Genomic DNA, 20,384 nt, shown 5'->3' with positions numbered 1-20,384 from the left:
CCGATTCAGAGCGGCCGTTGCGAGCAGGTCAGGGAGGTGCCCGGTGGCCCGGAACATCCAGTCGCTCGAGCGCGCGGCGGCCGTGCTGCGGCTTCTGGCGGGCGGTGAACGCAGGCTCGGCCTGTCCGACATCGCCTCGTCAATGGATCTTCCGAAGGGCACCGCGCACGGTCTGCTGCGCACCCTCCAGCAGGAGGGTTTCGTGGAGCAGGACGAGGCGACGGGCAAGTACCAGCTGGGCGCGGAACTGCTGCGGCTGGGCACCAGCTACCTGGACGTGCACGAGCTGCGCTCCCGGGCCCTGGTCTGGGCGGACGACCTGGCACGGTCCAGCGGGGAGAGCGTCTATCTGGGCGTTCTGCACCAGCAGGGCGTGCTCATCGTGCACCACGTCTTCCGGCCGGACAACAGCCGTCAGGTGCTGGAGGTCGGTGCGATGCAGCCGCTGCACAGCACCGCGCTGGGCAAGGTGATCTCGGCGTTCGACCCGGTGGCGCACAGCGAGGCCGTGGACGGCGAGCGCCGGCGCTTCACGGAGCACACGGTCACGTCGCTCGAGGAGTTCGAGGACGTGCTGGAGCTGACGCGGGCGCGCGGCTGGGCCGCCGACGTGGAGGAGACCTGGGAGGGGCTCGCCTCGATCGCGGCGCCGATCCGCGACCGCCGCCGGATGCCGGTGGGAGCGGTCGGCGTGACCGGGGCGCTGGAGCGGGTCTGCGAGGACGTCACCGCCGGTACGGGCGTCGTCGGCGCGGCCTCACCGTCCGGCGCGGTCAACGGTGCGGGGGGCGCGCCCGTCGAGGCCGAACTGCGGCCGACGCTCGTCGCCGCCGTACGGGACTGCGCGCGCGCCGTCTCACGGGATCTCGGCGCCCGGCGGTTCTGACGGGCGGGTTCCGGCCGGCGGTTCCGGCCGGCGGGACCCCCCGGGCGCGGGGCATCGGCGCGGTCCCGGCTCCGCCCTGCCCGGAGATGATCTCCCCTGCGTACACGGAGTGCGGGAGTCCTGGGTCACACCCCTTGACGAGACCGTCACCAGGGACAAAACTGCCCAGTCGGCGGTCGGCATTGTCGAACAGCGGACGGAACCGGCCCGCCCTCCCCATCTGGACAAGACAAAGGAGTCGCGGGTGTCCAGCTCCGACATCTTCTTCGGCGAAGTCATAGGTACGGCGATGCTCGTACTGCTCGGCGGCGGCGTCTGCGCCGCCGTGACCTTCAAGCGCTCAAAGGCCTCCAACGCCGGCTGGGTCGCCATCGCCTTCGGCTGGGGCATGGCAGTCCTCGTCGGCGGCTATGTCTCGGTGGGCGTCTCCGGCGCACACCTCAACCCGGCCGTCACCCTCGCCCTCGCTATAGAGGGCACCACCCCGTGGGGCGATGTTCCGCTCTACTTCGCCAGCGAACTGCTCGGCGCCATGATCGGCGCCGTTCTGGTGTGGCTCACCTACTACGGCCAGTTCCACGCCGATCTCGTAGAGCCGGAGATGGCGCAGCGCAAGTCCGAGAATCCCGGACCTGTGCACGGCGTCTTCTTCACCTCTCCGGAGATCCGCAACACCGTTCAGAACCTCGTCACCGAGATCATCGCCACGTTCGTCCTCATCATCGCGATCCTGACCCAGGGGCTGACCAAGGGAGTCGGGGTCTCCGGCGTCGGCGTGCTGCTCGTGGCCCTGACGGTCGTCGGCATCGGTCTGTCTCTCGGCGGTCCCACGGGGTACGCCATCAACCCTGTCCGTGACCTCGGCCCGCGTATCGTGCACGCACTGCTGCCCCTGCCGAACAAGGGCGGCTCCGACTGGAACTACTCCTGGATACCGGTCGTGGGCCCGCTGATCGGCGCCGCGATCGCCGCCGGAGTACACCAGGTCGCATTCGCCTGAGCCGTGACTCCCGGGCTCCCGGCTCCCGGGCTGCGGAGCTGCCGGGCCGGACCGGGGCGTCGACGCCCCGGTCCGGCCCGGCAGCCCGGAGCACCGGCCGGCGGCCCGGAGGTTACGGGCGGCGCGCGCGGCAGAGACCTCTTCCCACCCCGAAACACTTGGAGCAGGACATGAGCGAGACCGAGAACCAGTCCGCGGGCGCTTCCACCCACGGCGAGGGCCCCTTCATCGCCGCCATCGACCAGGGCACGACCTCCAGCCGCTGCATCGTCTTCGACAAGGACGGCCGCATCGTCGCCGTCGACCAGAAGGAACACGAGCAGATCTTCCCGAAGCCCGGCTGGGTCGAGCACGACGCCGCCGAGATCTGGACGAACGTGCAGCAGGTGGTCATAGGCGCCCTGGACAACGCGGGCATAACCAAGGCCGACGTGAAGGCCCTCGGCATCACCAACCAGCGTGAGACGACGCTGCTGTGGGACAAGGCCACCGGCGAGCCCGTGCACAACGCCCTGGTCTGGCAGGACACCCGCACGGACACGCTCTGCCGCGAACTCGGCCGCAACGTCGGCCAGGACCGCTTCCGCCGCGAGACCGGCCTGCCCCTGGCCTCCTACTTCTCCGGGCCGAAGATCCGCTGGCTGCTCGACAACGTCGACGGGCTCCGCGAGCGCGCCGAGCGCGGCGAACTCCTCTTCGGAACCATGGACTCCTGGGTCATCTGGAACCTCACCGGCGGCCCTGACGGAGGGCGTCACGTCACGGACGTGACCAACGCCTCCCGCACCATGCTGATGAACCTGCACTCGATGAACTGGGACGAGAAGATCTGCAGCTCCATGGGCGTCCCCATGTCGTTGCTGCCCGAGATCCGTTCCTCCGCCGAGGTGTACGGGGAGGCGACGGGCGCGCTCGCCGGTGTCCCGGTGGCCTCCGCACTGGGTGACCAGCAGGCGGCACTGTTCGGGCAGACCTGCTTCGCCGAGGGAGAGGCGAAGTCCACGTACGGCACGGGAACGTTCCTGCTGCTCAACACCGGCCATGAGGCGGTCAATTCGTACAACGGGCTGCTGACGACGGTCGGTTACCGCATCGGCGACGAGCGGCCGGTCTACGCCCTGGAGGGCGCGATCGCCGTCACCGGTTCGCTCGTGCAGTGGATGCGCGACCAGATGGGACTGATCAGCACCGCTGCCGAGATCGAGACCCTCGCCAGCTCCGTCGAGGACAACGGCGGCGCCTACTTCGTGCCGGCCTTCTCCGGCCTCTTCGCCCCGTACTGGCGCGACGACGCCCGCGGTGTGATCGCCGGCCTCACCCGGTACGTCACGAAGGCCCACCTCGCCCGTGCCGTGCTGGAGGCGACCGCCTGGCAGACGCGGGAGATCGTCGACGCGATGCAGAAGGACTCCGGCGTCGAGCTGACCGCGCTGAAGGTCGACGGCGGCATGACGTCCAACAACCTGCTGATGCAGACCATGTCGGACTTCCTCGACGCACCCGTCGTACGGCCGATGGTCGCCGAGACCACCTGTCTTGGCGCCGCCTACGCGGCAGGGCTCGCCGTCGGCTTCTGGTCCGACGTCGACGAGCTGCGCGCCAACTGGAAGCGGGCGGCCGAGTGGACGCCCCACATGGACGCGGCCGACCGCGACCGCGAGTACAAGAACTGGCTCAAGGCCGTGCAGCGGACCATGGGCTGGATCGAAGAGGAGAACTGAGAACGATGAACACCCTGCAGAGCGTCCCCACCCTCGGGACGCACCCGGCTGCCGGCGGCAACCCGAGCCGCGCCGAGACCAGGGAGCTGCTCACGGGAGCGACGTACGACCTGCTCGTGATCGGCGGCGGCATCCTCGGAACCTCGGTGGCCTGGCACGCCGCGCAGTCGGGGCTGCGGGTGGCGATGGTGGACGCCGGCGACTTCGCCGGCGCCACCTCCTCCGCCTCCTCCAAGCTGGTCCACGGCGGACTGCGTTATCTGCAGACCGGCGCGGTGAAGCTGGTGGCGGAGAACCACCACGAGCGGCGGGTGCTGGCCAAGGACGTGGCTCCGCACCTCGTCAATCCGCTCAAGTTCTATCTGCCCGTCTACAAGGGCGGGCCGCACGGTGCGGCGAAGCTGGGCGCCGGCGTCTTCGCCTACAGCGCGCTCTCCGCGTTCGGCGACGGCGTCGGGCGTCTCGTCTCGCCCGCACGCGCCGCGGCCGACAACCCCGGGCTGCGTACGGAGAACCTCAAGGCGGTGGCGGTCTACGGCGACCACCAGATGAACGACTCGCGCATGGCCGTCATGACGGTCCGTGCCGCCGTCGCCTCGGGCGCCGTGGTCCTCAACCACGCCGAGGTGACCGGCCTGCGCCGTACCGTCGGCCGGGTGACGGGAGCCGAACTGCGCGACCGCACCGACGGCAGCGAGTTCGGCGTCGACGCCCGCCTCGTGCTCAACGCGACCGGCCCCTGGGTGGACCACCTTCGCCGCCTGGAGGACAGGAGCGCCGCTCCCAGCGTGCGGCTCTCCAAGGGCGCCCACCTCGTGCTGCGCCGCAAGTCGCCCTGGCGGGCGGCGATGGCGACGCCGATCGACAAGTACCGCATCACCTTCGCGCTTCCGTGGGAGGACCAGCTGCTGCTGGGCACCACCGACGAGGCCTACGAGGGCGATCCGGGCGACGTGCGGGCGACCGAGGCCGACATCCAGCAGATCCTGGACGAGGCCGCGTTCTCCGTACGGGACGAGCACCTGACCCGCGATCTGATCAGCTACGCCTTCGCGGGCCTGCGCGTGCTCCCGGGCGGCCCGGGGGGCGTGACGGCGGCGAAGCGGGAGACGGTCGTCAGCGAGGGCATCGGCGGAATGCTCTCGGTCGCGGGCGGCAAGTGGACGACGTACCGGCACATCGGCCGCGCCGTGATGGACAAGCTGGCGAAGCTGCCCGGCGGTTCGATCGCGCAGGACATGGAGCCCGTAGGGGAGTTGGTGCGCCGCACACCGCTGCCCGGGATCTCGAATCCGAACGCGGTCGCTCACCGGCTGCTGGTGGACCGGGAGCGCGAACCGGGCCCGCGCATGGACCCGTCGACGGCCCGCCATCTGGCCACGCACTACGGCTCGCTCTCCTTCGACATCGCGCGGCTGGTCAACGAGGACCCGTCGCTCGGCGAGCGCATCCACCCGGACGGGCCGGAGATCTGGGCCCAGGTCGTGCACGCGCGCGACCACGAGTGGGCCGAGACCGCCGACGACGTGCTGCGGCGGCGCACCACGCTCACCATCCGCGGTCTGGACACCGACGAGGTGCGTGAACGCGTCGGGAAGCTCCTCGCGGAGCGCAACGGCTGAGCGCACGGGGAACGGCTGCTCAGGTGGCCGTTCCGCCGGCCGGCCTCCCGCCCTCCGCCGGGGCGGCTGGAGGCAGGGGGGAAGGGGGGACGCGTCCCCGTGCGGCCGTGACGGGACCGCACGGGGATCGCAGGCGGGCGGGCCACGCCGGGGGGCAGGCCCGCCCGCCGTCAGTTGAGCGGGCCGTCAGTTGAGCAGGCGTCAGTTGATGGGCACCAGTTGAGCCGCCGCCCGCGCCCCCGCGCAGGCACCCGGCGCACATGCCAGGCACAGCCGTCGGGCAACAGGCCCGTCAGCCCGCCCGCTCCCCCAGCCAGACCGCCGTGTCCGGTGCGAGCAAGCCGTCGTAGGGACCCGGCTCGCTCGCGAGCAGTGGCACCGCGCCGGCCGGAAGGGGTACGGGCCGTCCGGAGAGATTGACGCGGCACTCGAGCAGCGGGCCCCGGCGGAAGGCCAGTTCGCCCTCGGCGGCCTCCAGCCACTCCAGCACTTCGCCGTCCGGTGAGCCGCTGAAGCCGCGGCGCAGTCTCAGCGCGGTGCGGTACAGCTCCAGGAAGGAGCCCTCCACTCCGCTCTGTGCCTCCACGGAGTGGGCTCCCCATCCGTCGGGCTGCGGCAGCCATGCCCCGGCGGGGCCGAAGCCGTACGAGGGTCCCTGGAGCTGCCACGGCACCGGTACGCGGCAGCCGTCGCGGCCCTTGTGCGTACGGCCTGTGCGCTCCCACATCGGGTCGCGCAGCGCCTCGGCGGGCAGGTCCGCGACCTCCGGAAGCCCGAGCTCCTCACCCTGGTACAGGTAGGCGGTGCCGGGCAGCGCCAGGGTGAGCAGCGCGGCGGCGCGGGCCCGGCGGCGACCGAGTCCGTGGTCGGGAGCCGGTTCGCGTCCGCCGGAGGTCAGCCACTCGGCGAAGTCGGTGCCTTCGGGGAGGCCGTAGCGGGTGGCGTGCCGGACCACGTCGTGGTTGGAGAGCACCCAGGTCGGCAGGGTGCCCACGGAGTGCGCGCCTTCGAGCGACTCGTCGATGACCGCGCGGAAGGACGCGGCGTCCCAAGGGCAGCGCAGATGGAAGAAGTTGAAGGCCTGGTGCAGCTCGTCGGGACGGGTGTACAGCGGCAGCCGGGCGGCGCTGACACCCGCTTCGGCGACGGCGACGCGGGGCGGCCGGTAGGAGTCGAGGATCTTCCGCCAGGACCGGTAGACGTCGTGCACCTCGTCCCGGTCCCAGAAGGGGTGATCGTCGCCCTGCGGCGGCGAGTTGAGGGGTGCGGCGTCGTTGCCGAAGGTGTTGCGCAGCGGACGCGAGAGGTCCTTGCGCAGGCCGTGTGCGACGTCGACGCGGAAGCCGTCGACGCCGAGGTCGAGCCAGAAGCGCAGGGTCCGTTCGAAGTCGGCGGCGACCTCCGGGTTCTCCCAGTTCAGGTCGGGCTGCTCGGCGGCGAATATGTGCATGTACCACTGCCCGTCCGCCGTCCTGGTCCATGCGCCGCCGCCGAACTTGGACTGCCAGTCGGCGGGCGGCTCGCTGCCGCCGGGTGGGTTGCCGTCCAGGAAGACGAAGCGGTCGCGGGCCGCCGAACCGGGGGCGGAGCCGAGCGCCTCCGCGAACCAGGGGTGCTGGTCGGAGCAGTGGTTGGGGACGATGTCGACGATGACCTTCAGGCCGAGCCCGTGGGCTCGCGAGAGCAGGTCGCGGAAGTCGTCGAGGGTTCCGTGGCGCGGGTCGACGCCCCGGGGGTCGGACACGTCGTAACCCCCGTCCGCCCAGGGCGAGGGGTAGAAGGGCGTAAGCCAGAGCGCGTCGACACCGAGACCGGCCAGATGACCGAGGCGGTCGGCGATGCCGCGCAGGTCGCCCATGCCGTCGCCGTCGGCGTCGGCGAAGCTGGGCACGTAGATCTGGTAGACGACCGCCTCACGCCACCAGGCGTCGGTGGCTTCCGTGGGTTCCTGGGACGGCTGCTGGGGCGTGCTGGCTGTCACGGTGTCCTCTCAAGAAACGGCGCATGCGGCCGCGCCACCCGTCCGTCCGTACGGACGCGGCGCGATGCCGACGGGCACTGTACGTACACCGCCGCACCGCCGGAAGCGGCGGCCGCTGCCGAGCCTCACCAGGAGCACCGTGCAGGTCAAGTGGATGGACCGGCGGCGGCTCGCGGGCTGCCGGGCCCACGGGGACACTCCCGCGGACGGTGCGTGCCCGCCGGGCGTACGGGTGCGGCCAGGGCTGCGGCGTGCGCGCTGTCACGCCGTAGGCTGGTTGCCGCACGGAACGGAACAGCAGCCGGGTGCGCGTCGACGCACACGACCCGGCCGGAAGGAGGCGCTGGGTGATCGAGCTCGAGGGAGTACCCGAGCTGGTCGACCCGGTCATGGTGGCCGCGTTCGAAGGCTGGAACGACGCCGGCGACGCCGCCTCCACCGCGGTCGGGCACATGGAGCGGGAGTGGAAGGGCGAGGTCTTCGCGGCGCTCGACGCGGAGGACTACTACGACTTCCAGGTCAACAGGCCGCAGGTGTGGCTGGACGGCGGCTCACGCAAGATCACATGGCCGACGACACGGCTTGCCGTCGTACGCGTGGACGACGCGGGCGGCAAGGGGAAGCCGCGCGACCTGGTGCTGGTGCGCGGCATCGAGCCGAGCATGCGCTGGCGCTCCTTCTGCAACGAAATCCTCGGCTTCGCCCACGAGTTGGGCGTCGAGATGGTCGTCGTCCTCGGCGCGCTGCTTGGTGACACCCCGCACAGCCGCCCCGTCCCGGTGACGGGCGTGACGTCCGATCCCGACCTGGCCCGCACCATGAACCTGGAGGAGTCGCGGTACGAGGGGCCGACAGGCATCGTCGGCATCCTCCAGGAGGCGTGCACCCACGCCGGCGTACCGGCGCTGAGCCTGTGGGCGTCGGTGCCGCACTACGTCTCCCAGCCGCCCAACCCGAAGGCCACCCTCGCGCTGCTGAACCGCCTCGAGGATCTGCTGGAGCTGAACGTGCCCCAGGGCGAGCTGCAGGAGGACGCGCGCGCATGGCAGTTGGGCGTGGACCAGCTTGCCGCCGAGGACAGCGAGGTCGCCGAGTACGTGCAGTCGCTGGAGGAGGCACGGGACACCGCCGAGCTGCCGGAGGCTTCGGGAGAGGCCATCGCGAAGGAGTTCGAGCGGTATCTGCGGCGGCGTGACGACGGTCCGGGAGGTGCCGGCAGCGGTACGCCCGGTGGCAACGCGCGGGAGACCGGGGCGGGTTCTTCCCCCGTATACGGCGAAGAGACCCCCAAGCGTGCTGCGGGCGGCGGACGCTCCCGTCGTTCCAAGCCGCAGCCGCGCGACGGCGCCAAGGACGACCGCAAGGACGACGAGGACGCCGGCGGCGCCGAGAACGGCAAGCAGGCCGACGGGAGCGGGGACGCCGAGGGCCGGGACGCCGAGAGCCGGGACGCCGGGGCGGACAAGGAAGGCGGCGGCGAAAGCGGCGGAAAAGACGGCGGCGACGGCAAGGCCAAGCCCGGTACGCGCCGCAGCACCACCGGCGGCACCAAGAGCGGCGGCGGGCGGACCAGAAGCACCGGCGCCACCAAGGGCACGAAGGGCACCCGCAGCAGCGGCCGTGCCGGCGGCGGCAAGTCCGCCAAGGACGAGGGCAAGAGCGACGACGAGAGCGGAAGCGGCGCCGGCACCGGCACCGGCAAGGCGAAGCCCTCCTCCTCCGCCGGCGAGCAGGACGAGAGCGGCGAGAACAGCGGGAGCCGCAAGAAGGACGGCACGAGCGGCGAAAGCGGCAAGAGCAGCGGCAGACGGCAGAACGGCGGCAAGCGCAAGCCCGGCGCCGACGAGCCCGCCGAGCCGGACGAGACCGACAAGGGCGGCAAGGGCAAGGGCGGCACGGGCAAGAGCAAGGACTCCGACGAGGAGTAAGCACCCGGCCCATGCAAAGGGCCGCCCCGCCGGGAGATCAGCGGGACGGCCGTTGCGACGGGGCGCCTCTGCCCTACAGCGCGACCCCCAGCAGCGCATCCACCGCACGCGAGACCATGCCGGGCGCACCCTCGTCCGTGCCTCCCCCGGCCTCCTGCGCCGCCGCCCAGCGGTCGACCGCGGCCAGCGCGGCAGGTGAGTTCAGATCGTCCGCGAGCGCCGCGCGGATCTCCTCGACGACGGCGTCCGCGGGCGGGCCGTCCGGCCGCGAGACGGCGGTCCGCCACCGCGCGAGCCTGGCCCGTGCCTCGTCGAGCACGTCGCTCGAGTACTCCCAGTCCGACCGGTAGTGGTTCGCCAGCAGCGTGAGCCGGATCGCGGCGGGATCGACTCCGTCGCGACGCAGCTGTGAGACGAAGACCAGGTTCCCCTTGGACTTCGACATCTTCTCGCCGTCCAGGCCCACCATCCCGGCGTGTACGTAGGTCTGCGCGAAGGGGTGTTCACCGGTGAGCGCCTGCGCGTGCGAGGCGCCCATCTCGTGGTGGGGGAAGGCGAGATCGGAGCCGCCGCCCTGTACGTCGAAGCCCATGCCGAGGTGTTCCAGGGCGATCGCCACACACTCGATGTGCCATCCGGGCCTGCCGGGGCCGAGCGAGGCCCCGTCCCACTCCGGTTCGCCGTCGCGGGCGGCGCGCCACAGCATCGGGTCGAGCGGACTCTTCTTCCCGGGCCGCTCCGGGTCGCCGCCGCGCTCGGCGGAGAGGATCCGCATGGTCTCGGCGTCGAGGCGGGAGACTTCGCCGAAGTGGGTGTCCGCGTCGACGGAGAAGTAGACGTCCCCCTCCAGTTCGTACGCGGCGCCCAGGTCACGCAGCCGCTCGACGAGCGGGACGATGCGCGGAATCGATTCGACGGCACCGACGAACTGCCGCGGGGGCAGCATCCGCAGAGCCGTCATGTCCTCCCGGAAGAGGTCCGTCTCACGCTCCGCCAGCGCCGCCCATGCCTCGCCCGTCTCCTGCGCACGCTCCAGCAGGGGATCGTCGATGTCGGTGACGTTCTGTATGTAGTGGACCTGCCGCTTGGTGTCGAGCCACACGCGCTGTACGAGGTCGAAGGCGTTGTAGGTCGCCGCGTGCCCCAGATGAGTGGCGTCGTACGGGGTGATCCCGCAGACGTAAATGCGGGCGACGGAACCGGGCGCCAGGGTGGCGCGGGCGCCCGTCGCGGTGTTGTGGATCTCCAGGTCGCGGCCCTGACCAGGCAGGGCGGGAACCTCGGAAGCGGGCCAGGCATGCATTCCCTGAGCCTAACCCGGACAGGAGTTCGCCATCCTGACGGGACGGCCGCCCCGTCCCGGGCCTGCGGAAATGGCCGGATAGGCGGTCTTGACCGCGGACAGCAGCGTGCGCAGGTGTCTCACGGGCGCGTGCGTACGTGTCACACGGGGGGCCACGGGATGGCCGGCCAGTCGCCGCTGGGCAGCGGGTGGCGGCCGGAGCTGACCAGGCCGTCGATCCGCTTGCGCAGGGCCTCTGCTTCGGCCGTGGTGATCAGCCCGGAGAGCCTGGCGGCGAGGGGGGCGCCGTCGGCGAGCGCCGTGCCGAGCCCGCGCAGCGTCGCGGTCGCCTCGGATGTCAGTTCCTCGCCGGCCCAGCCCCACAGCAGGGTGCGCAGCTTGTCGTCGACGTGGAAGGTGACGCCGTGGTCGATGGCGTACAGCGCGCCCGTGGGGAGGGTCAGCAGGTGACCGCCCTTGCGGTCGCCGTTGTTGATGACGGCGTCGACGACTGCCAGCCGCCGCAGCCGTTCGTCGTCGGCGTGCACGAGAAGCGCGGGCCGCGCGGAGCCGGTGTCCACGTGCCCGACGGGTTTCCAGCCCTCGCCCGGCTCGTCCCCCTCGACGATGGCGAGCAGCTCCCGGCCGCCGGCGGCGCCGGCCTCGTCGTCCCCGGCGGTGTCGTCGTCCCCGGCGGCCCCGTGAGCGCCGTCCGCCGCGTCCCCCTCATCGGCGCCCGCGCCGACGCCCAGGGCCCGGTCCGGGTCTTCGTCCCCATCCTCGGACGCGGCTCCGGGCAGCGGCCCCACCCACGCCTGGCACATGCCCTCGCCGTACGGTCCCTCCCGCAGCACCGTCGCGGGGATCAGATCCCAGCCGGTCGCGCGGGAGATCTCGTACGCCGCGACCTCCCGCTGTGCGAGCGTGCCGTCAGGAAAGTCCCACAGCGGCCGCTCGCCCGCCACCGGCTTGTACACGCACGGGACCCGGTGCCCTTCGTGTTCGACCTCGCCGAAGAGCACGGCGTTGGAGGCCTGCCGGATCTGTCCCAGTACGGACAGCGTGCCGAACTCCAGGCGGGTGCGCGTCTCCTCGGCCGCGGGCGAAGCGGCCTGCTGCTCCTGTCGCGGCGGACGACCGCAATCGGCTGCCTGGTTCATTCGCCGCGCCGGTATCCGTTCTGACGCGGACACACATGGCCTTCCGGGTCGAGCGGGAGGCTGCACAGCGGACACGGCGGCCTGCCGGCGTTGACGACTTCGAGTGCGCGCTTGGCGAACGCCCGGGCCATGGTGCCGTCGAGGCGTACGCGGAGCATCGGCGGCCCGTTCTCGTCGTCCTGGAGCAGCCGCTCCTCGGCGTCGGCGAGATCCTCGTCGGAGTCGGCCTCCAGTTCGACGACGGCCTGTGCCTCGACGACCATCCGCTCACCGTCACCGTCCCAGGCCAGCGCCATGGTGCCGACGCGGAACTCCTCCTCGACGGGGGTCTCCAGCGGCTGCGTGTCGTCGAGTTCGGCAGGCGCCACAGCGGGCACCGGTGCGTTGCCGCCGGAGCGGCGCACGACCTCGTCCAGCAGTTCGTCGATCCGCTCGGCCAGGGCCTCCACTTGTGCCTTCTCCAAGGCGACGCTGGTGGTGCGGCCCGATGCCGACGCCTGGAGGTAGAAGGTGCGCCGTCCTGGCAGCCCGACGGTACCGGCGATGAATCGGTCCGGCGGGTCGTAGAGGAACACCTGACGGGACACGTCCTGCTCCGTTGTCGTCGACGTCTGATCGGTCTAAGGCACCCTACTGCCGCGCCGATCTTCCTGCTTAGGCTCCGCCCCCCACTGCGGCGTCGCTGCCGTGGTCCGGGGAGTCCTCCTGGCCGTGCGGGCCTTCGTCACCCGCGTCGCCGGGCGCGGGCTCCGGCGGTACGAGGGAGTCCACTTCGCCCGTCTCCCCCAGCCGCAGCAGGAAGGGCCGCAGCGGGGTGTAGCGGATGACGGTGAGCGAGCACGGGCCGACGGCGATGCGCTGGAAGAGGTCCAGGTGCATGCCGAGAGCGTCCGCGACGACCGACTTGATGATGTCGCCGTGCGAACACATGGCGAACAGCGCGTCCGCCCCGTGCTCCGCCTCGATGCGCACGTTCCACTCCCGTACGGCCTCCACGGCCCGCGCCTGCATCGCGCGCATCGACTCCCCGCCGGGGAAGGCCGCCGCGGACGGGTGCTGCTGCACCGTCGTCATCAGCGGTTCGTCGCTCAGCTCCGCGAGTTTGCGCCCGCTCCAGTCGCCGTAGTCGCACTCGGAGATGCGCTCATCGGTGTGCAGGGGCAGCTCCGGCCGTGCCTGCAGGAGCGGTTCCAGGGTCTCGCGGCAGCGCTGCATGGGGCTGGTGACGAGCGCCGCCAACGGCAGCGCACCCAGCCGCCCGGGAAGCGCCGCGGCCTGGGTCCGGCCGTGGTCGTCCAGGGCCACTCCGGGCGTGCGGCCCGCGAGCAGTCCGGAGGTGTTGGCGGTGGAGCGGCCGTGCCGTACGAGGATGAGCGTGGGCATGCCTGCCAGCGTAGGCGAGCGCTCCGGGGTGCCCGCCGGTGGTCCGGTGGGCGGCCTCAGGGCACAATGACCAGTCGTGATCGTGGACTGCGCCATCTACCGGGAAGGACGCCGCACGGAGCGGCCGTCCGACTATTCCGATGCCCTGGACGAGGCCAGGGCGGCCGGGGACGCCTTTCTGTGGATCGGGCTGCACGAGCCGACCGAGGCCGAATTCGAGCTTGTGACAAGCGAGTTCGGTCTGCACCCGCTCGCCGTCGAGGACGCTCTGCACGCGCATCAGCGTCCCAAGCTGGAGGTCTACGCGGACTCCCTCTTCCTTGTGCTCAAGCCCGTCTCCTACGACCAGTCCACGGCAGCCGTCGCCACCGGGGAGCTGATGCTGTTCGTCGGCGACTCCTTCGTGGTGACGGTCCGCCACGGCGAGGCCAATCCGCTCGGAACGGTGCGCGAGCGGCTGGAACGCGAGCCGGAGGTCCTGCGGCACGGGCCGACGGCCGTGATGTACGCGGTGAGCGACGCCATCGTGGACCAGTACATGGACATCGCCGCGGATCTCCAGATCAGCCTCGACGGACTGGAGGAGGACGTCTTCTCCCCGGAGGCCCAGGCCGCCCGTGACACCGCAGGCCGCATCTACGCCTTCAAACGGCAGGTTCTGGGCTTCCGGCGGGCGACCGGGCCGCTGGCCGAGCCGCTGGAGCGGCTGATGCGTGCGGGAGTGCCGTTCGTCCACGAGGACTCGCGGCCGTTCTTCCGCGACGTGAGCGACCATCTGACCCGCGTCAACGAGCAGGTGGACAGCCTCGACCGGCTGCTGTCGGACATCCTCTCCGCGAACCTCGCCCAGATGAGCGTCCGGCAGAACGACAACATGCGGAAGATCTCCGCCTGGGCCGCCATGTTCGCGGTGCCCACGGCCATCGCCGGGATCTACGGCATGAACTTCGAGCACATGCCGGAGCTGCACTGGGTGTGGGCGTACCCGGCCGTGCTCGGAGTCATCGTGACGGCCTGTCTGCTGCTCTTCCGGGTCTTCAAGCGCCGCGGGTGGATCTGACCGTACGTCTCACGCCGCCGCACGGAGCGGTTCGCACGTAGCGGTTCCGCCGGAGGGCGGCCGACGTGGTGTGACCGACTGCGTAACCCTTGCGCGCGCCGCGCGTTGAGATGCGTAACGGCCGTGGCGGGGATGACCCCCGAGCCCCCTCCACGGCCGTAGGCATGCCCTCAGGCGGCCGCTACGACGCCACTCCGGCCCGCTCCAGTGCTTCGACGCCCGCCCTCAGCCCTGCGATGCGCTCCTCCAGCGCGAAGCCGGCCGGGGCGAGGGAGAGAGTGGTCACTCCGGCCTCGGCGTAGGAGCGCATCCGCTCGGAGATCCGCTCGACCGGGCCGAGGAGGGTGGTGGAGTCGATGAGTTCGTGCGGCACGGCGGCCGCAGCACCTTCCTTGTCGCCCGCCAGGTACTTGTCCTGGATCTCGGCGGCCTCCTTCTCGTAACCCATGCGCTGTGCCAGCCGGTTGTAGAAGTTCTGCTTGCGGCTGCCCATGCCGCCCACGTAGAGCGCCGTGTACGGGCGGAACTGGTCGGCCAGCGCGTGGACGTCCTCCCCCACCGCCATCGGCACCGTCGGGCACACGTCGAAACCGTCGAGGCCCGGGCCCTTGCCGGCCTTCTCCCGTCCTGTGCGCAGGTGCTGGAGCGTGGTCTCCTCCGCGTGCTCGGGCGAGAAGAAGATCAGCAGGGCACCGTCGGCGATCTCGCCGGTCTGCTCCAGGTTCTTCGGGCCGATCGCCGCGATGTAGAGCGGGATCTCCGCACGTACGGGGTGCACGGTCAGCTTGATCGGCTTGCCCGGACCGTCTGGCAGCGGCAGCGTCCAGTGCTCGCCCTGGTGGCTGAGACGCTCGCGGGACATGGCCTTGCGGATGATCTCGGCGTACTCGCGGGTGCGGGAGAGCGGCTTGTCGAACTTCACGCCGTACCAGCCCTCGGAGACCTGCGGCCCCGAGACGCCGAGGCCGAGGCGGAAGCGCCCGCCGGAGAGCGAGTCGAGAGTGGCCGCCGTCATGGCGGTCATCGCGGGCGTACGGGCGGGGATCTGGAAGATGCCCGAGCCGACGTCGATCCGCTCGGTCTGCGCCGCCACCCAGGACAGGACGGTGGGGGCGTCCGAGCCGTAGGCCTCCGCGGCCCAGCAGACCGAGTAGCCGAGACGGTCCGCCTCGCGGGCGACGGCGAGGTTGTCCGCGTCCATCCCCGCGCCCCAGTAGCCGAGGTTGATACCGAGCCGCATACCGGCCCCCTTACTGATCAGTAACGTCACTGTCCCGGGGACTCTAGCGTGCGCTCACAAGTAACCTCAACGCCCATGGAGGCAAGGCACCTCGGCCGTACCGGCCTGCGCGTATCCCGAATCGGCCTCGGCACCCTCACCTGGGCCCGGGACACCGGCGAGAGGGACGCCGCCGACCAGCTCAAGACGTTCTGGGAAGCGGGGGGCACGCTGGTCGACACCGCCGACGTATACGGGGCCGGCGGCGCCGAGTACCTCCTGGGCAGGCTGCTGGAAGGCCTCGTGCCGCGCCGTGACCTGGTGGTCGCCACCAAGGCGGGCAGCGTGCCCGACCCGGACCGCCGCTTCGACTGCTCACGCGGACATCTCCTGGCGGCGCTCGACGCCTCCCTGGAGAGACTGCGCACCGACTACGTGGACCTGTGGCAGGTGCACGCCTTCGACCCCGGGACACCGCTGGACGAGACGCTGCAGGCCCTGGACATCGCGGTCAGCAGCGGCCGGGCACGCTATGCGGGGGTCTCCAACTTCAGCGGCTGGCAGCTCGCCAAGGCGGCCACCTGGCAGCTCGCCGCCCCCGCCACGCGCACCCGGCTGGCGAGCACACAGATGGAGTACTCGCTGCTCCAGCGCGGCGTCGAACGTGAACTGCTGCCCGCCGCCGTCGACTTGGGCCTCGGCCTGCTGCCCTCCTCGCCGCTGGGGCGCGGCGTGCTCACCGGCAAGTACCGCCGTGCCGACCCGCCGCCCGAATCGCGCGGAGCCTCCGAGCACATGGCTCCCTTCGTCGCCCCGTACCTCGACGAGACAGCCTGCTCGATCGTCGACGCCGTCTCGACGGCCGCCGACGGGCTGGCGGTCTCACCGCTGCAGGTGGCGCTGGCCTGGGTACGGGACCGGCCGGGGGTGACCGCGCCCATCGTCGGTGCGCGCACGGCCGCGCAGCTCACCGAGGCGCTGTCAGTGGAGGGCCTTAGTCTTCCTGACGAGATCTGCCACGCGCTCGACGATGTGTCAGCGCCGGTGCACCGCTATCCCGACCAGGACTGGAGCGAGCTGTGACGGACGACAAGGCAGCCGAACTCCTCGCGGCGGTACGGGCGGTGGAGAGCGGCGAGCGCGCCGCCGCTTCGTTCTTCACCGAGTCCGGACAGCAGCCGCCTTCACCACGCCCGCATGCCCCCGCGGCATCAGCGGGGCCGCGGCCCGTGTCCGCCGCCGCGAGCGCGAGCAGTGCCGCACAGCGCGGCCCGGTCACCGTCCCGGACACGCTGCGCGACGTGCTCGCCGAGGGCGGCGCTCCGGAGACGCTCGCCCCGCGGGTCGCGGAGGCCCTCGGCGAGCAGGCAGCCGGGCTGCTCCGTTCCGACCCGTGGCAGCTGCTCGCCGTCCGGGGCGTGAAGCCCGAGCAGGCGGACGGCTTCGCCCGCGCCCTGCTCGGCGAGGAGAGCGGCCCCGGCGACGAGCGGCGCGCACAGGCGCTCGTGGTGTGGCTGCTGGAGCGCGCCGCGCTGGCGGGGCACACGGCCCTGGAACCGGCCGGGCTGTCCAAGGGCCTCTCCCAGTACGCGGTTCCGGAGCCGGACGAGGCGGTCCGTACGGCCATCGACGCGGGAGCCGTCCTCGTCTTTGAGGACGCGCTGGACGCCATGCCCCCTGGCGGGCTTCCGCAAGCGCCCGCCCCGGGCGGCGAGGGCCAGGAAGAGCCCGAAGAGCGGCCCGTACGGCTGCTGTTGGGGCTCGACCGCTATGCGCTCGCGGAAGAGAGCCTCGCGGACGGGCTGGCGCGGCTGATCAGCGCTTCCGCTCAGGAGGCCGCATCGGGTGAGGCGTCCCGTACGGGCTGGGAGGGCTGGGAGGCCGCGAGCGCTTCCGCTCCGTCGCCGTCCGCGGCAGAGCTGATCCGGGCGGCCGCCGGACACGGCCTGGTCGCCCACACCGGTGGCGAGGCCGCCCGCGCCGAGCCCGCCGCGCTCCTCGCCGCAGCCGCCCGGTCGGGGCTGCGCGTCTGCGCCGCCGTGCACAGCGCACGCGGACGCGACCGTCTCACAGGCCTGCTGCCCGCCGGTGCCCCCGACGGCGGGGGCGCTCAGGCGGCGCCGTCCGTCGTCACGGTCGCCGGGCTGCTCGACGGCCGGGAAGGCCCGGGACGGGACGCGGAGGGCGGGTGGGAGCTCGACCTGCTGATCGTCTGCGACGCCCCGCAGCTCGACGCCGAGACAGCCGCCGCCCTCGTGGAGTCACTGCCGGACGGGGCGCGACTGGTACTCAGCGGCGATCCGAACGTGCTCGGTTCGGCCGGGCCCGGCCAGGTCTTCTCCGACGTCCTCTCCAGCGGTGCCTGTCCGCGCGTCGCCTCGCGCACTCCGGATCCCGGGCCGATCGGCGAGCTCGTCTCCGGTATCGGCATCGGCGAGCTGAGCCAGGTGGAGGCGCCCGGCAAGGAAGTCGTCATCGTTCCGGTGCGGGACGCGGGCGAGGCGGTCCACCGCACCGTTCAGCTCGTGGCCGACTCGGTGCCCCGGGCAATCGGCGTCCCATCCGGCGACACCCAGGTGATCACCACCGGCCACGGCGGAGCGGCCGGCACCCGGGCGCTGAACGCCGCGCTCAAGGAGCGGCTCCACCCCGGCCCCGGACGCCTCGACGGCTTCGACCCGGGCGACCGCGTGGTCCACACCCCGTCCCGTGGCCGTACGGAACCGGCCGTGGTCGTCTCCGGCGAGGAGGACGGGCTGCGGCTCGAGCACGCCGTGACGGGAGAGAGCGTCCTCGTCGCACGCGACCGCGTCGCGGATGAGGTCAGGCACGGCTGGGCGGTCACGGCCCATCAGGCGGCGGGCATGAGCTGGCCGGCCGTGGTCGCGGTGCTGCCGGGCGATGCCGCCTCGGCACTGACCCGCGAGTGGGTGTACACGGCCTTCGGGCGGGGCGAGCGGCATCTGTCGGTCGTCCACGGCGCGGAGGACGCCCTTCCCAAAGCCGTGGCTTCGGTCACGGCTCCGGCCCGCACCACGCGGCTGCGGGCCTTGCTGGCCCAGTCCGCCCGAGCGGCCGAGGCAGCGGCTGCCCCGGGTGCGGAAAGCGGGACGCCGGACGGGCCGGGAGACCAGCCGCAGACAGAGCTCCCCTAGGGCGTGTCCGCAAACTAGCGTCGTCCGCCCGTTAGGGCCGGGGACCCCACCCAGACGGAGTCTGGGAGGGACTTTGCGGACACGCCCTAGTACAGGCTGCGCATCACGAGCAGGGAGAAGGCGGGCCGGACGGGACGGGCGCGGGGCTCACAGGAGCCCCGCCGCCGTCGGCGGCCCCGACGCGGCACCACCGGCACAGGGTCACACCACCTGTGCGGTCACTCCTCGTCGTCCAGCTCGATGTCGGCCTCGTCGAAGACGGAGCTGACATCGAAGCGGCAGATCACCCTTTCGGGGTCGGCCTGCTCGAACGGCGCCGTCAGCCACTCCCCCGGCTCGCTCGGCTCGTCGGCCGCCGCCACCCAGAGCGTCGAGTCGCCCTCGTCCAGACCGAACTCCTTGTGCCGGGTGGCGATCTCGTCGGCCTCGTACTCCCCGAAGAGGACGCCCAGCGCCGCGTGCACACTGCCGCCCGCCGACCCCGTCGCCGGGCCGTCCTCGTCCGCCGAGTCCGGGTCGAGGTCGGTGACGCGCTGAGCCTGGGCAAGCAGCCTCTGCGGCTCCACGACGGTGTAGTCCCGCCGGATCAGCACGCTGAGGGCGCTGGGGATCTCGGGGCCCGTGTAGGCGGGCATCGAGTCGCCCCCGGGGATCTCGAACGGAGTGACCTCGTCGTACTGTTCGTAGAGCAGCTCGTCGTAGGCCTCGCCCGCCGCGGCGAGTTCGTCGAACGCGGCGTAGACAGCGGTGTCGGAGGCGCCGTTCCCGTTGTCCTTCCCGGCCCCTTCCGCCCGGCGCTCGACCGCTTCGAGGTGCCGGTCCAGCGCGGCTTTCACCGCTTCGGCGGCGGCGCGTACGTCGGCAGCGGTGGGCTGCTCAGCATCAGACATAGTGCAGACGCTATCCGGATCCGTCCTCTGCCCGCACAATAGATGAGATGCCGGAATACGAATTTCGCGATGTGTACGTTCCTCGCGGGGTGTCCCGCAAGGCGGCGACCCGACTGCTGACAGACCATGCCGAGTACGGGCACTGGGAGTTGGCCCGTACACGGCTCTACCCCGACGGCAGCCGCAGGGTGCGGCTGCGCCGCCGGATCATCCGCCAGCTGCACGCGACCTGGTGAGCCTCCCGGCCCAAGGAGGCGGCACGACGGACAGGACGGACAGCACAACGCGACGGAGCGGGCACCACCCGGGTGGTGCCCGCTCCGCCTTCTTTCAGGCTGTCCCTACTCAGCGCCGCGCAAGCCGCGAGGCACGACGGTAGAGAACGAAGCCGCCGATCATCAGGCCCGCGCTCAGCGGGGCGCCGATGCCGATCATCTCGCCGGCACCGGTGTGCGCCAGCTCGCCGGTGATCGGCTCGGACGCGGTCCGCACGTCGGACGCCGGGGTGACGTCGTTGCCGCCCCCGGGGTTGTCCGAGCCCGGGTTCTCAGGTCCGGGGTTGTCCGGGCCCGGGTTCTCAGGTCCGGGGTTGTCCGGGCCCGGGTTCTCCGGCTCCTCGTCGGTCGGCGGTGTGACGTCGGAGTCGCCGCCGCAGTCGCCCGATGCGCCGTTGGACTCGCCCAGCGCGCTGATGCCGTTCCCGCACACGTTGACCGGAGCGTTGATCGGCGCCTGGACGTTGTTCCCGGAGCCGATGCCGTCCGAGTCCCCGGCGGTGCCGCTCGTCCGCGTCGAACCGCTGTCGCCGCAGCTGCCGCCCGATGCCGAGTTGAGAGACCCGAGGACGCTCACCGTGTTGCCGCACACGTTGATCGGGGCGTTGATGGGCGCCTGGACGTTGTTGCCCGATAGCACTCCTGACCCGTTACCGGCGACTCCCTGAGTCGCGGAGTCCGCGAACGCCGTACCTCCCGAGAACGTGGCGAGCACGCCGCCCGCCGCGGCCACGGTGATCAGGCCTTTTCTGGTGACCTGTCGCATGGTTCTGATTCCCCTGCCTTGCTTTCTGCCAGTGGGTATTACAAGGGCGCACGAAG

16 protein-coding genes and 1 pseudogene are annotated in these 20,384 nt (G+C 71.9%); 9 read left to right on the top strand and 8 right to left on the bottom strand.

Annotated elements, in window-relative coordinates; translation table 11 throughout:
- The first annotated feature begins 43 nt into the window (after positions 1-43).
- From ACSMXX_RS28095 to ACSMXX_RS28080, 4 genes are all read left to right on the top strand, one after another.
- Complete coding sequence (locus ACSMXX_RS28095; protein WP_473181461.1) at positions 44-886, top strand: IclR family transcriptional regulator; 843 nt, start codon at positions 44-46, stop codon at positions 884-886.
- A gap of 244 nt (positions 887-1,130) precedes the next feature.
- Complete coding sequence (locus tag ACSMXX_RS28090) at positions 1,131-1,886, top strand: MIP/aquaporin family protein (protein ID WP_473181460.1); 756 nt, start codon at positions 1,131-1,133, stop codon at positions 1,884-1,886.
- Between the two features lie 170 nt (positions 1,887-2,056).
- Positions 2,057-3,607, top strand: coding sequence for a glycerol kinase GlpK (gene glpK, locus ACSMXX_RS28085; RefSeq protein ID WP_473181459.1), 1,551 nt, complete (start codon positions 2,057-2,059; stop codon positions 3,605-3,607).
- A 5-nt stretch (positions 3,608-3,612) separates the two neighbouring features.
- Positions 3,613-5,229 (top strand): glycerol-3-phosphate dehydrogenase/oxidase, encoded by a 1,617-nt coding sequence (locus ACSMXX_RS28080; RefSeq protein WP_473181458.1) that lies wholly within the window; start codon positions 3,613-3,615, stop codon positions 5,227-5,229.
- A 292-nt stretch (positions 5,230-5,521) separates the two neighbouring features.
- Here ACSMXX_RS28080 and ACSMXX_RS28075 read toward each other — a convergent pair whose 3' ends face one another.
- Positions 5,522-7,210, bottom strand: coding sequence for a glycoside hydrolase family 13 protein (locus ACSMXX_RS28075; RefSeq protein ID WP_473181457.1), 1,689 nt, complete (start codon positions 7,208-7,210; stop codon positions 5,522-5,524).
- Between the two features lie 347 nt (positions 7,211-7,557).
- Between ACSMXX_RS28075 and ACSMXX_RS28070 the strand changes: the two are divergent.
- Positions 7,558-8,443: pseudogene (locus ACSMXX_RS28070) on the top strand (PAC2 family protein); the annotation flags it as partial.
- Positions 8,444-9,211: 768 nt separating this feature from the next.
- Here ACSMXX_RS28070 and mshC read toward each other — a convergent pair.
- The 4 genes from mshC to ACSMXX_RS28050 form a co-directional block, all read right to left on the bottom strand.
- On the bottom strand, positions 9,212-10,441 hold the full coding sequence (gene mshC, locus ACSMXX_RS28065; protein WP_473181456.1) for a cysteine--1-D-myo-inosityl 2-amino-2-deoxy-alpha-D-glucopyranoside ligase: 1,230 nt from the start codon (positions 10,439-10,441) through the stop codon (positions 9,212-9,214).
- Positions 10,442-10,581: 140 nt separating this feature from the next.
- Positions 10,582-11,580, bottom strand: a complete 999-nt coding sequence (locus tag ACSMXX_RS28060; protein ID WP_473181455.1) for an SCO1664 family protein — start codon at positions 11,578-11,580, stop codon at positions 10,582-10,584.
- Complete coding sequence (locus tag ACSMXX_RS28055; RefSeq protein ID WP_070012440.1) at positions 11,577-12,167, bottom strand: DUF3090 domain-containing protein; 591 nt, start codon at positions 12,165-12,167, stop codon at positions 11,577-11,579. The genes ACSMXX_RS28060 and ACSMXX_RS28055 overlap by 4 nt, the downstream gene beginning before the upstream one ends.
- A gap of 67 nt (positions 12,168-12,234) precedes the next feature.
- Positions 12,235-12,963: a histidine phosphatase family protein gene (locus ACSMXX_RS28050; RefSeq protein WP_473181454.1), complete on the bottom strand. Its 729-nt coding sequence runs from the start codon at positions 12,961-12,963 to the stop codon at positions 12,235-12,237.
- A gap of 76 nt (positions 12,964-13,039) precedes the next feature.
- Here ACSMXX_RS28050 and corA point away from each other — a divergent pair, with 76 nt between their 5' ends.
- Positions 13,040-14,023, top strand: a complete 984-nt coding sequence (gene corA / locus ACSMXX_RS28045; RefSeq protein WP_473181453.1) for a magnesium/cobalt transporter CorA — start codon at positions 13,040-13,042, stop codon at positions 14,021-14,023.
- Between the two features lie 181 nt (positions 14,024-14,204).
- Here the strand turns inward: corA and ACSMXX_RS28040 are convergent, their stop codons facing one another.
- Positions 14,205-15,263: an LLM class F420-dependent oxidoreductase gene (locus ACSMXX_RS28040; protein WP_473181452.1), complete on the bottom strand. Its 1,059-nt coding sequence runs from the start codon at positions 15,261-15,263 to the stop codon at positions 14,205-14,207.
- A gap of 75 nt (positions 15,264-15,338) precedes the next feature.
- Here ACSMXX_RS28040 and ACSMXX_RS28035 point away from each other — a divergent pair, with 75 nt between their 5' ends.
- Both ACSMXX_RS28035 and ACSMXX_RS28030 read left to right on the top strand, forming a co-directional pair.
- Entirely contained in the window at positions 15,339-16,325 is a 987-nt protein-coding gene (locus ACSMXX_RS28035; RefSeq protein ID WP_473181451.1) for an aldo/keto reductase, read from the top strand.
- Positions 16,322-18,397 carry a helix-hairpin-helix domain-containing protein gene (locus tag ACSMXX_RS28030; RefSeq protein ID WP_473181450.1) on the top strand — a complete coding sequence of 692 codons (2,076 nt, stop codon included), beginning with the start codon at positions 16,322-16,324 and terminating at the stop codon, positions 18,395-18,397. The genes ACSMXX_RS28035 and ACSMXX_RS28030 overlap by 4 nt, the downstream gene beginning before the upstream one ends.
- A gap of 218 nt (positions 18,398-18,615) precedes the next feature.
- Here ACSMXX_RS28030 and ACSMXX_RS28025 read toward each other — a convergent pair whose 3' ends face one another.
- Positions 18,616-19,287, bottom strand: a complete 672-nt coding sequence (locus ACSMXX_RS28025) for a hypothetical protein (RefSeq protein WP_473181449.1) — start codon at positions 19,285-19,287, stop codon at positions 18,616-18,618.
- A gap of 47 nt (positions 19,288-19,334) precedes the next feature.
- Here ACSMXX_RS28025 and ACSMXX_RS28020 point away from each other — a divergent pair, with 47 nt between their 5' ends.
- Positions 19,335-19,523: a DUF5703 family protein gene (locus tag ACSMXX_RS28020; RefSeq protein WP_037976561.1), complete on the top strand. Its 189-nt coding sequence runs from the start codon at positions 19,335-19,337 to the stop codon at positions 19,521-19,523.
- Between the two features lie 109 nt (positions 19,524-19,632).
- Here the strand turns inward: ACSMXX_RS28020 and ACSMXX_RS28015 are convergent, their stop codons facing one another.
- A complete protein-coding gene (locus ACSMXX_RS28015; protein ID WP_473181448.1) occupies positions 19,633-20,328 on the bottom strand; it encodes a chaplin in 696 nt (231 codons plus the stop codon).
- Positions 20,329-20,384 lie beyond the last annotated feature (56 nt).

It is taken from the genome of Streptomyces sp. DSM 116795, assembly GCF_055792905.1.
Note: the sequence above shows the minus strand (reverse complement) of the source record. Positions and strands in the feature narration are given on the sequence as shown.